Annotated in this window: 9 protein-coding genes; all 9 read left to right on the top strand. The window is 40.8% G+C overall.

Annotation, left to right across the window (positions count from 1 at the left end; all coding sequences use genetic code 11):
• Positions 1-163 precede the first annotated feature (163 nt).
• A complete protein-coding gene (locus AB6D93_RS22815) occupies positions 164-1294 on the top strand; it encodes an ISAs1 family transposase (protein ID WP_102332848.1) in 1131 nt (376 codons plus the stop codon).
• Positions 1295-1746: 452 nt separating this feature from the next.
• Positions 1747-2259 (top strand): hypothetical protein, encoded by a 513-nt coding sequence (locus AB6D93_RS22810; RefSeq protein WP_065583733.1) that lies wholly within the window; start codon positions 1747-1749, stop codon positions 2257-2259.
• A gap of 70 nt (positions 2260-2329) precedes the next feature.
• Positions 2330-2845: a hypothetical protein gene (locus AB6D93_RS22805; RefSeq protein ID WP_065583732.1), complete on the top strand. Its 516-nt coding sequence runs from the start codon at positions 2330-2332 to the stop codon at positions 2843-2845.
• The gene (locus tag AB6D93_RS22800) at positions 2845-5595 is read left to right on the top strand and encodes a TcfC E-set like domain-containing protein (protein ID WP_102332845.1); all 2751 of its coding nucleotides are present in this window, start codon (positions 2845-2847) and stop codon (positions 5593-5595) included. The genes AB6D93_RS22805 and AB6D93_RS22800 overlap by 1 nt, the downstream gene beginning before the upstream one ends.
• A gap of 10 nt (positions 5596-5605) precedes the next feature.
• Complete coding sequence (locus AB6D93_RS22795; protein WP_102332844.1) at positions 5606-6328, top strand: hypothetical protein; 723 nt, start codon at positions 5606-5608, stop codon at positions 6326-6328.
• The gene (locus AB6D93_RS22790; protein ID WP_102332843.1) at positions 6328-7359 is read left to right on the top strand and encodes a hypothetical protein; all 1032 of its coding nucleotides are present in this window, start codon (positions 6328-6330) and stop codon (positions 7357-7359) included. Before AB6D93_RS22795 ends, AB6D93_RS22790 begins: the two co-directional genes overlap by 1 nt.
• Before the next feature lies 1 nt (position 7360).
• On the top strand, positions 7361-8158 hold the full coding sequence (locus tag AB6D93_RS22785; protein ID WP_102332842.1) for an outer membrane beta-barrel protein: 798 nt from the start codon (positions 7361-7363) through the stop codon (positions 8156-8158).
• 394 nt (positions 8159-8552) lie between these two features.
• The gene (locus tag AB6D93_RS22780) at positions 8553-9272 is read left to right on the top strand and encodes a hypothetical protein (RefSeq protein WP_065583727.1); all 720 of its coding nucleotides are present in this window, start codon (positions 8553-8555) and stop codon (positions 9270-9272) included.
• Between the two features lie 202 nt (positions 9273-9474).
• Positions 9475-12048, top strand: coding sequence for an Ig-like domain-containing protein (locus AB6D93_RS22775; protein ID WP_102332841.1), 2574 nt, complete (start codon positions 9475-9477; stop codon positions 12046-12048).
• Positions 12049-12273: the final 225 nt, after the last annotated feature.

The following is a 12273-nucleotide window of genomic DNA, read 5'->3' as shown; positions in this document are numbered from 1 at the left end:
GCCTTACCCATGTTGTCACCGCTCTAACCATCATAAAGGATCAGATCGCAGGACTTGGAAAAGGTTCAATTGATTTAGGCAACAACGCCCATTCAAGATCGATTTGATGATCAGATTTAGGTGTGATCATATACTGTTTTTTAACAGCAGATATTTAGCCATAATGAATGGATTAAGCCTTTTGGACCATATTTCAGTTATTCGAGACCCTCGCCAAGCTTGGAAAATAGAGCACACGCTAACCGACATTATCTTCTTAACAATTGCAGCAGTGATTGCTGGTGCTGAAGGTTGGGAGGATATTGAAGATTTTGGTGAAGATAACTTGGAATGGCTTAGGCAGTATGGTGATTTCAAACAAGGCATACCAGTACACGATACCATTGCCCGAGTTATCAATCTTATTTCCGCCAAGCAACTGCAACGATGCTTTACTGCGTGGATGAAAGACTGTCATGAGACGACAGAGGGTGAAGTGATTGCTATCGACGGCAAAACTCTCAGAGGCACATACAACAAAGACAAGCGTTGTGGTGCAATCCATATGGTTAGTGCCTTTAGTGCAGCAAACCAAGTTGTACTAGGACAAGTGAAGACTGCGGATAAAAGCAATGAAATAAAAGCGATCCCTGAACTGCTTGAAATGCTTTCCTTGCGAGATTGTTTAGTGACTATTGATGCTATGGGATGCCAGAAGGATATAGCTGAAAAGATAGTCGCTCAAGATGCAGATTATCTCTTAGCGGTAAAAGGTAATCAAAAACGATTGGAGCAAGCAATTAGCCAAGTGTTTAATTCTAGTATGATTAATAGTTTTGAAGGTGATAAATACGTCACTCAAGAGAAAGGGCATGGTCGTACAGAAACGCGTTTGAGTATGGTTGTTCACAATACAGATTTCTTAGGCTATATAGCGTTTGATTGGGCTGAACTCTCCACAATTGGTATGGTCGTTTCAATTCGTCAAGAAGGTGATAAGCCAGCAGAAACAATGCAAATCAAGCACTACATAAGCTCAGCAAAACTAACGGCTAAAGCTTTACTAGAGAGCACGCGAGCACATTGGAGCATTGAAAATCAGATGCACTGGCGATTAGACGTTGGTTTTAAAGAAGATGAATGTCGGATACGTCGAGAGCAAGCCGGTGAGAATTTAGCAGTTATAAGACATATAGCTTTAAATCTGCTGACGGAAGAAATCAGCTTCAAAGCAGGGATCAAAAGAAAGCAGAAAAAAGCGAACCGCAATAACGCTTACCTTTCGCAAGTCCTTGCAGGGCAAGGGGCTTCGTAATCTTGCCCTGAGGTCGAGCTTAGACAATGTCGGGTCGGCCTCAAGCAGTAACTCAAGCATCTCCTGCTGTGTTAAACCTCGCTCCTTTCTGGCTTGTTCTAAGAAGTGTGCAAACGTGAGTGGCATTCTTTGTCCTCGATAATCTCTATTATGGTAAGTATTGTTCGATTGCTTATGTAATTCAATCTTCTTTTATTAGAATTTAAACTATAGCTTATCGGGCAGGTTTTTATTATAGATGTAGATAAAACGAAGGTAGGTATTACTAGCTTTACTGTTGATGGTTTTATCGAATCGGCATTTTCGGCAAATGGAATTTTCAAATGCCCAATATTTCTTTTCCAGTGTTCCGCATAATTTATTTCGTCCTGTCACCGATGAGCGTTAACAAATTTAAACGCAGGAGCGGGATTACTAATTTATGAAATATTTAATCTTTAAAGGAAAGTAAAATGTTTAACTTCAAAAAAAGCGCACTAGCATCAGTTCTTCTTATGGGTATGGCAGTAAGTGCAGGTGCTAACGCATCTTCAAATGCTACTGTTGTATGGAGTGGCACTGTTCCAGTAACTAACGCATCAGATGCACTTATCATCACTGGCCTAGGAGGTGATACAACAGCGCTTAACGGTACTATCACTCCAAGCACAGACGGTGTGTTTGAATCAGATACTATCGTACTTGAGTCTCACTTAAATGATGGTGATGCTGTTACTCCTGTTGTTGGTGCATTAGCTTCAGCTAACTGGACTCTAGTTGATGCATCAGTAGCTTTTGACGGTGTGGCAAACCCATCTCAAGCTGTTGAGATTAATGTAAATGGTGCACCAGTAGCCGTTGGTGATGTTGTTTCTGGTGAAGAAACTATTTCAACTAAAGTTAAGCAGACTGCTGTATTACCTGAATCTGAAGTAGGTGGAACTACTGTTCAAGCATCAGTAACGGTTATGGCTGACCTTGTTTAATTTGTAGAAAATTCCCGATTCAAAGGCTCGTAGTAATTACGAGCCTTATTTCTCTACGATGGTAGTCAATATGAAAAAAGTTTTAATACTATTGGCTTTCATGAGTATGAATGCCAACGCCGATTTCAAAGTGCTTTACATTACTACGAGCCTCGATGTAGGCAAACTTTATACAAATTCAATTAATTCTGTTGAATTTATTCCGGCAGTTCTGGAGTTGACGTCAAATCAAGACAAAACAAAATTTGATGATGTTAATACCACATTAAGAATTGAAACAGATATACCTTTTGAGTCTTCGGATATTCCTTATATTTCAACGTTAACAAAAAATACGTCAATTTGTACGGACTACTCTGGAGTGAGCAATGTTCAGGATGATTTCGTTACATTAACGATTGACGGGATAAGTTTGTCAGAGGGTGAATCCGTCTCTTTTTCAAATTTCAATTTAAATGATGGCGACAATAAGTATAGTGAGCATGACATTATATTAAGTTTTCAGTCATTTAAAGATATCATCACAGCGGGCCAAGCGGAGAGGTGTAATGGTGAGATAGAGTTCAATATAGAGGTAGATATATAATGTTCAGGTTCAAACTCATAACAATGGCAATTTTAGTGTTATTGCCTGTGTATTCGTATTCAAGTTATAGTCAAAATGTTCTTGAAGGTTTTGAAGAACTGTTTGAATTGAAAGAGTCAACAGTCCGTATACGTAACTTAGATGGTTCCCTTACTTCACCGATCCCATTTTTAACGTCGTTTAACACGTTAAAATTAGACTCGAATAATAAAAAAGCGATCGCACAGGTATCTGACTATTTAAATGATAATACAGTGTCGGCTGAGTACCAGCAGAAGATCATAGATCAATTAATGGTTGGCATACAAGATCAGTCTGAGTGTTTAGGTAAGCTCGATGAGTGTGAGTTGTACCCAGAAACGTTTGAGATCGTTCATAACTATAACGATCAAGAAGTCTATCTTTTTGTATCTCCACAGGTGTTGTCATACTCGAATCTCGATAAAGAACTGGTATACCACTCGTCTCTGAGTCAACACAATGGGTTAATCAATTCATTTGATCTGTACGTGAGTGAATATCAAGATCAAGACTCAATCGTTTCTTTAAATAATGAAACGACACTGGGGCTACCTTACGGATACCTCAAAACTGATTTCAATGCCAACAACAGTGATAACGGTTCTGAATTGTATGAAGCGGCATATCATTTAGATATCGATTCTTACTCAATAAAAGCGGGTCATTTTGAATTTGAGCCAGAGGTTAACTCAACTGACTTCCTGAATAACACCGCTCGAGTTGCTCAAAACTCGCTCACGGTAGGTACCTCTAAAAAGTTGCTCGTAGGCGGACATAATAACGACAAAGTATTGAGCTTTTATGCGCCAACAAGTGGCGGTGTACAAGTTCTTCGTGATGGTCGATTGATTTTTCAAGATAACGTACCAGAAGGGCAGAACTCAATTCCTTACAGCAAGTTACCATCTGGTCGCTATGAAGCTGTACTTGAGGTGACAAGTGGTGGGCAAGTTGTTAATACCCAGACTTATCAAGTATATAACACCAAAGGTGACTCTCTGACTCAGGGGGAAGTGGATTTCGTTGCCACTGCGGGTATGTTTTCAGGAAGCCATTACGACTACACGGAACATGGCATTAAAAATATTGAAGACGATGTTTATGGCAAGGCATTAGCTAACTACCAACTCACCCGTTCGTTGCAAGTAGGCTTGGGCGGCTTGGTCACGGACAGTGGCACTATGTACACCGTTGGTGGTGCATACAATCTGATTGATTGGGATTTGAGTACTGAAGCTGTGTACAGCCAATTCGAAGACGCATCTCACTTTAATGCTAATATCGGTATCCCTTATTTAAGTCTATCTTATGAGTCTCTCGATAATGAACTTGGTGATCCAGTTGCTTCTTATATGTACGGATATGCCGATTATTCACGTCTATCGTTGAATTCTTCGTACAGCTTCCGCGGTGGACAATCTATGTATGCGGTTTACTCGCTTAATAACGACAAGCAGTTAGACAATTTAGGTAACTCGGATGAACAGGAACAGCAGTTTATTTCCGTTGGTTACAGCACGCCCACAGTTTTAGATTCGCGAGTTAATATTAACGTCGATTACTCTGAGGCGACGGACGACATATCAGTTAATTTGTTATGGAGTGTCCCGTTGTCAGACACAGTAGAAACTATTGTGGGCCTGACGAGTGATAGTGATGACATTAATCAATTTAAAACAACAGTAAGACGAAATCAGTTAATTGACTCAGACTCCTTTAATACGTCGCTTGAGGTGAGTAACACCTACGATCGACAACAGGATGATATGTATCAAGATGCGTTATTGGCGACCAGTGGCACGACTAAATACGCTCGAATGAATGCCTCCGCCCATACGTCCACCAATGGCACGAGTGGTATCAATGCTGGCTTGTCTAGCACTCAAATCGTGACGACAGACGGCGTTTATATTACCGATAAAGCGGCAACGTCTTATACGCTTGTCGATATTCATCAGTCGCAGAATACAGAGCAGACGTTTGATGAAAAAGGTTACTTCTCTCTTAAAAAAGAAGGGCGAAACAACAGTAAGTTCATCGTATATAACGATGAAACCGTTGTGCCTTTGGAAGACTATAGTCAATATCGTGCGAAATTTGATTCAGAGAGCGTTGATCTTTACAACTCTGGTGATAGTAACGTAACCGTGTTTACACACCCAGGTACGGTTGCTTCTATTGAGCCAAGAGTTAGTCGCGTCGTTTCGTTTGTTAGCGCCTTTAATGACATATCAGAACAGCCGATTACAGAAGTGAAGTGTCATGGAGAAGGTTGTATTGAAGTCAATGAAATGGCCGACGGTGTTTATAGAGTAACCGTATTGGAAGGCATGAACTTTGAATTGTCAGCGAAAGAAAGCCAATGCTTACTGCCTTATGAATTTACTTCAACAAATCAGATGAACTTTGGTCAAAACTATTGTTTGCCAATAGCTCAAGAAAAGCAGATAGATTTGATTGATGCAGGTGAACGACTACAAGCGATGTATTTAGGTGCATACGAAAGCTCGATTGAACTGAATAAAGCGCTTAAAAAGCTCGAATTACACGGTTATCGAATTATTCAGAAAGAAGTGGGTTCGTTTAAGGCAATTTATATAGCGCATGAATCTATAAACATGGCGGAAACAATAGCGCTTCATAAAAGAGATATCGATCAGTTAAAACTGTTGGCAAAACGACTTTATCGCACCAACGCCATTACATACCCAGTCGCACAAGTTAATTAAGGAGTGGGAAATGAAATCCAATAAAGTTCTACTAAATTTAGTATCACTCACCGCTATATTGTTATCTATAAGTGTACAAGCTTTTACGGTAGATAAAATGGTTATTGTCTCTGATGATAAAGGGAACGGTATCGTTACGTTAACCAACGACGAGTCTCACCCAATTTTTATCCAAGCAAAGGTGGATGAAATAAATATTATTGATGGAGAACAGGTAGAAAAAAAACAATATACAAGAGACAACTTAAACGATTGGAAGGTGTCATTAACGCACCAGAAGGTAGTTTTGAACCCTGGTGAAGAGAAAGACATTGGCATACGTAGTTTATGCCACAACGCTGCATGCGATAATTCAAAAGATTTGATGTTGATGCTGTCTTTTTCTCCAAGTAAATACAGACCTGGTGAAGTAGTGAGTGGTGTGGAAATTAATTACGGATTCGCACCTGTTTATATTATTCCTACAACACAACCGAATTATTCTTACGAATTAACCAACAACGGTGATAGCCTTAGAGTCGAAAATAAAAGTAATACCATGCTCAATTTTTTTGTAGATGCATGTGTTGCTGAAAACAAAGCCCAATGCAAACAAAAATTTACGGTTGTATCGGGAAGGAATAAGACGTTCCCTTTAACCGAAACTATGCGAAATAACGAGTTGACCATTACCGTGACATCTCACGACAGAAGCTATTCAAAGAAAGAAATGGTGACGAGAGGTAAAATATAATGCCTAGACCTATCCTATATATTGTAGCGTTTATTGCATTAATGACGACAAGCATGGCTCAAGCTGCGTTTGAAGTTCGCGCGGAAGTGAAGGCTGGTGGTGTTCGTTGGGACAATGTGACACGTTACAATGGCAAAATGCTGCCAAGTACGTGGGAAACTCCTCCTATGTTGCAGGCTTCAGAAGCTTGGGCGGCCGCGACATTTTCGGGTACACCTCCAACAGAGATGACTTTAATTGGGGGAAATGGGAATACTTCACCGTCAATATCGATCGATATATCGGGCGTTCAATACAATACTACTGGAATTGAATTTGCCCAGTCAGCGAATACGGTAGGTGGTGGGTGCTCATTTGATGAAGTGTCACTACCGATTGTGACTGTTGAAGGTCCAAACTGTGTTTCGTCTGTTCGATTAATTAATAAACAAAAATCGAGCCCATTTATTTTCCTGAGACCTATTTTCGATATTAACGAAAGTGAAATAGTGTCGGCATTAAGTGGGCTACCAGAGGGGCAATATTCAGCTTCAGTGCCGGTAAATATTCGTTACTACTATGAAAATGACGGCATTATGACTTATCGCAACATCAATGAAGTGATGTTGTTTTCATTTGATTATCAGCCTGTTCAACTCGACAGTGTTTTTGTAAGTGGAGATGGTGTCATGACGCCAGTCTACGACACAATTGGCAAAAGAATAACATCGACAACGTCATTTGATATTACAGCGAACGGCTATTTTAATGACGGAATTGTTTTAACAATGCCCTTACAGTCATACGAATTAGTTAATTCAAGTAACCCTGGTGTGGTTATTCCTTACAGCATTCATTGCGATCAGTGCAGCTCTGGTAACTTAGTTGATGAAGGACAATTAATGAATCAAACAACGGCTATTTCAGAAGGAGCTGGAGTGCAAACAAGTATTAACTTTACTTTAGACTTTGATTACGATATTGAGGGCAGTTCTGCTGTTTCCGGAGATTATTTTGATGAAGTAACGATCATGTTGGAGCCTGGTATTTAAGATGAAAAAAATGAACTTAATGTCATCGATTATCGCTGTGTTCTTATCCATAAGTGTATCAGCAGAGGAGCTGCCTATCCAGATGAGTGGTGGCATGACGTTTTCTGCATTTGATGACAACATGGGACAGACTGAAGCACTTGGTTATAAGGCGGCGGTTGGATATAACATTAGTGAAAACGTACTATTTGAACTTGGCTATGCTGATTATTCTGCTTTTTCTGATTCGGAAATAGATAGTTTACGTGCGGTAATGGTTGAAACCGACTTATTGCTACCCGTCAGTGAATTTGCCTCCTTGTATGCAGGAGTCGGGGGCGCGTTTTCTAGTGACGACACCAATTTTACGGCATCGCTTGGTCTTAAATACCAATTGAGTAAAAATTGGAGCGCCGACCTTGGTTACCAAGGCGTCTTTGATTTAGCTCGTCAACAAGACGATCTATACGCATTTAATGCACTGTTGGTTTATCGTTTTTCAAGCAATGAAGCCGCAGAAGGCCTTTCAGATATTAACCCAAGGCCCAATGTTGACCAGCTTGTTGAAGAGTCGACCCAAGTATCAAGGCCGAAAACCCAATTGGCGTCTATTGTCCCAATTAAGAAGGCGCCATCGTGTCAGCAGCGTTTAGTTGAATACCGAGTGGTTCCTGGCGACTATTTGCTCCGAATTGCAAGAGCATTTGATAGCTCACTTGATGAATTAGTCGAAGCAAATCCAAATCTTAATAATCGTGATTTGAATTTGATTTACCCTGAAGAGAAAATACTTTACCCGAAAGTTAGCTGTTTAGATTAAATTGCCTTCCTTGAAACAGAAACACTGCCAATTTTTTGGCAGTGTTTCTTTGTTTGTAGCAGAGAGTATCTCGCCAATGTAAATGATATCTACACTTGTTTAGCTATCTCGCATCTTGCGTTTTTGAAATTCAAGAGTGCCCAATACCTTCAAACCTGAACGCGCGATACTGTTCACCAATCGAGCTACTCACCTTTATCGTTTGGGCTCGTAAATATGAAAACTAATACCTCAATTATATGCATGAAGGTCAAATATAAGAGAGCGGAGTAATGATCGGACCAAATATTTTAAACATGTATGTACTCATTCTTTTCGCGCTTGGTGTTATATACGCGCTGAGCAAAATAGACGAGTAGTATCCTAAAATTTATTATTTTTAGTAGAGAGAAATATGAAAATTAAATATAATCTATTAACAGTATTCGCAATTTGTTCAGCAATGACTTCTACTGCTGCCAATGCTTTTAATGTCGACAAGATGATTGTCGTCGCGGATAAAAAGGGCAATGGTGTCGTGACACTTATTAATGATGAGTCTCACCCGATTTTTGTTAATGGAAAAGTACAAGAAATTCAGTTTATTGATGGCGACAAAATCGTTCGTAATAGTTATACAAGAAACAATCTAGATGATTGGAAAATATCTCTTACGCACCCAAGATTAGTTTTAAGACCTGGTGAAGAGAAAGACGTGGGTGTTCGTAGCTTATGTCACAACACGTCTTGCGATAACAGCAAAGATTTGATGTTTATGCTGCCATTTACTCCTAGTCGTTATAAAGAAGAGGGAGAGAAAATTCACGGTGTCGAGATAAACTATGGTTTTTCACCGGTTTATATTCTGCCTACGACAAAGCCAAGTTTTGATTATAAGATTTACAATCAGGGCGAGAATTTACGCATCGATAATAATAGTAATACGCTAATTGATGTTTATGTTAACTCATGTACAACAGAAAAAAATACGCAATGCAAACAAAAGTTCACTGTTGTATCTGGTCGGGATAAAACGTTTTCTCTTGCGGAATATACGCAAAGTGAACAACTTAATGTAACCGTAACATCTTACGATAAAAAATACTCTAAAGAGATGCAACTGCCTATTCAGTAATAGGAACGCTGAAAATAGACATAATTATAGGCCTTCAATGATTAATGCTAATCAAGGACGATCAGCATTCATTACCCATGTTCAGTGCTAATTTTAGCCTACATGGCATCACTGTTATCAGCAAAGTGTAAATGCCCAATACAACATTAAATACAAATCATAAAATCAATTTTGAAATCAATAAAAAGTAAAGAGAAGTAATATGAACCTTTTAAGCAATAAGCCAGGAGGAAGCATTCCCCTGGGTTTTGTCGTCGCTACTACGCTTACCCTTTTTGGGTGTGGTGGAGAGGGCAGTGAAGGAAGCTCAGCAAGTGTTTCCCCTAATACTCAAAGCGCGACGCTTTCCGCTCAAAATGCTACCTACTCGACTGGCTATGCTGAATCGTTCGAGGTTGACCTGTCGTCAAAGGTATTTTCATCAACGGGTGGTGGCTTTGCGCTGAGTGAAGTCGAGGTCTTGTCTAATGATGATAGCTGCCAAGTAGAAAGTATGACGGAAACAGGGTTTGTAATTCAGGCCTTTGATACCAAGGTGTGTGACTATCGATATCATGTGACTCCTAAAACATTGTCGCCAATGAGCCGTATGGCTGAAGCGCCAATGAGTGATAGTAGTAGCTCAGAAGGTTCGAGTTCTGCGGTTACGCGCATTGCGGTAAGTAGTAATCCTAGCTCAACCGAACTGGTTCCAGTAAGTGCAACAACACTGATTAATGAAGATGTGAGTGTTTTACTGAAGGACGAATTGGAGAAAGTCGGCTTTACGTTAGGTGACGAGTTTGTATTAACGGAGCTTACACTACCGTACGGTCGCTCGAGCTCAGTTCAAATAAATAGTACAGATGACCAGACTATGGATTATACCCCGCCGTCAGGTTTTACCGGCATTGACCGTGTTCTTTATACGTTAGAAGACTCGGTTAATGGCCTTGTGCTGATGGGGGTTTTAGATGTTGCGGTGGGCTACGAAGCTAACCAAGGTTTTACGATTGACGATAATATTGTATATCCAGTTGTTGTCTACGTATTGACCGATGAAGAAATCGACATCAGCGGCTTTGTTTCCTCGGACGATAGTGATGATTATCAATTGGTGTATGTTGAATCGTTTAACGCAAAAGCGGTACCTAAAGATCCACTGGACACTCAGAATAAAACGATCGTCTTTCAAGCGTCACAACCAGGTTACCACTATATTAGTTTTGCGGTTAGTGATCATAATGGAGTGTATGACATGGGTTTGATTCGTGTTGAAGTGACCGATCCTAATCAGTCATCAAAATGGGACGACATTTCTCATTTGTTGGATCTCTATATTGGACCACCCACCGCACTTGATGCAGCCGGGCAAGGCTCGCCTTATGATATAAAACTGAACGATGATGGCTACAGCCCAGCGATTGATATGGCTGGTTTTCGTTATCCGTCGGCCGTAGCATACTGCGACACCATCGGTGGTTCAGTGCCGACGTTTGATCAACTTAAGCTGATGGCCACTGATACCGATGTTCAGGCGTTACATAACTGGCCTGTTAAAGCGCAATACCTCGCTTATGATGACGGAGCAGATCTGGTTAAGTGGGTGGATCTTAAAGATGGCAGCACCCTTACAGGCGATGTCGATCCAACATCGGCTTATTATGTGACATGTGTTAAGCAAGGTTTAATTACTGTATTGCCTACCTCAAGCACGGAAGTTGTCGCGGATGGAGTTGATGTTGGTTCTGTATTTGTTGAGTTAAAACTCGGTCAAGAAGTAAGACCAGATACCCTTGTGACGGCTTCTGTCTCTAGCCCAAATGTGACATTGGACAGCGATAACGTTACCACAGACAGCTATGGTATTGCCGAGTTTCGCTTAACCAGTTTAAAAGCGGAAACCGTCACATTAACCCTTGATGTGGGGGGCATTACTCAAGACTATGAAGTTAAGTTTATTGGTGATGAAAAGACGGCTGCAGTGTCATCAGAAGCAACGATTGACACGGTACCTTATACGTCAGTGGAAGGTGGCCAGGTTACTGCGACCTTGACCGATCAAAATAGCAACCCAGTAGAAGGTTACTCAGTCATTTCAGTGGTAAGTACAGAACAGCACCCAGACACCGCAGAAATGGTTACTCCTATCCTTGAAGCGGAAACGACTCAAACCGATGAATCAGGTGAGCAAAAAGTGCGGGTAAAGTGGGATACAAACTATCAAACCCCAACAACGACCATGACCTTTGATGTGGCGTCATCTTACACCACAACAACCAATACACAGACTAATGCGATTAGCCAAGTTACCTTTCATGCCTTATTGTGTGGTGGCCAAGTTGGGGATGATGATCAACAAAACGCCGCGGGTGCCTGTGTTAAAATTGCGGAAAGCGATGGAAAGTTGTTTACCGGTACTCCAAGTGAGAGCTTTTTAAACGCTGTTGGCTATAGTAATTACAACGGTAGTCATGTTGAAATTAGCCCTGATGATGGTCCTTCAGGATCGTTTGCAATGTTTAGTTTTACTGAAGCACATAGCCTTTGTGAACATTATAATACACTTGAGCTTAACGGGAGAGATGATTGGGCTTTAGCAAATATGGATGAGTTGATGAGTCTTTCTAATAACTTTGGTCACATGTACACCGCGAAGGGTTGGGCGACCGGCAGCTTCTACTGGTCGTCGACGGCTAGTGGTTCCGTCTACTACCGCGTGAACCTCCGCTCTGGCACCGTCAGCAGCAGCGGCCCATCCAATCTGTTCTACGTCTCGTGCGTATCAGGTTCTTAGGGTTCAACGTTCAGAGTTTGCGGCCCGCAGGGCCGTTTTTTCTTTTTATAGAGGGTAGCGGTTTATTTTCTAAACTCAGTAAGGATTAATATGGATATTGAAACAAAACTCAAGCTTAGTCAGCAACAAGGCTTTGTTTCCTAAATCAGGGAACTAATGCTTAAAGCTACGATCAGATCATCTAAGTTCACTCACATACTTAGAGCAATGCCAAAGCCTCGCTAC

It is taken from the genome of Vibrio sp. 10N.247.310.23 (assembly GCF_041467155.1).
In the GTDB taxonomy this organism is placed as follows: domain Bacteria; phylum Pseudomonadota; class Gammaproteobacteria; order Enterobacterales; family Vibrionaceae; genus Vibrio; species Vibrio crassostreae_C.
This window is presented reverse-complemented; position numbering and strand designations above follow the sequence as displayed.

Coding starts and splice junctions, on each gene's coding strand:
- AB6D93_RS22790 (WP_102332843.1), top strand. CDS start 6,328: ATGCCTAGACCTATCCTATATATTGTAGCGTTTATTGCATTAATGACG.
- AB6D93_RS22810 (WP_065583733.1), top strand. CDS start 1,747: ATGTTTAACTTCAAAAAAAGCGCACTAGCATCAGTTCTTCTTATGGGT.
- AB6D93_RS22800 (WP_102332845.1), top strand. CDS start 2,845: ATGTTCAGGTTCAAACTCATAACAATGGCAATTTTAGTGTTATTGCCT.
- AB6D93_RS22775 (WP_102332841.1), top strand. CDS start 9,475: ATGAACCTTTTAAGCAATAAGCCAGGAGGAAGCATTCCCCTGGGTTTT.
- AB6D93_RS22780 (WP_065583727.1), top strand. CDS start 8,553: ATGAAAATTAAATATAATCTATTAACAGTATTCGCAATTTGTTCAGCA.
- AB6D93_RS22795 (WP_102332844.1), top strand. CDS start 5,606: ATGAAATCCAATAAAGTTCTACTAAATTTAGTATCACTCACCGCTATA.
- AB6D93_RS22815 (WP_102332848.1), top strand. CDS start 164: ATGAATGGATTAAGCCTTTTGGACCATATTTCAGTTATTCGAGACCCT.
- AB6D93_RS22785 (WP_102332842.1), top strand. CDS start 7,361: ATGAAAAAAATGAACTTAATGTCATCGATTATCGCTGTGTTCTTATCC.
- AB6D93_RS22805 (WP_065583732.1), top strand. CDS start 2,330: ATGAAAAAAGTTTTAATACTATTGGCTTTCATGAGTATGAATGCCAAC.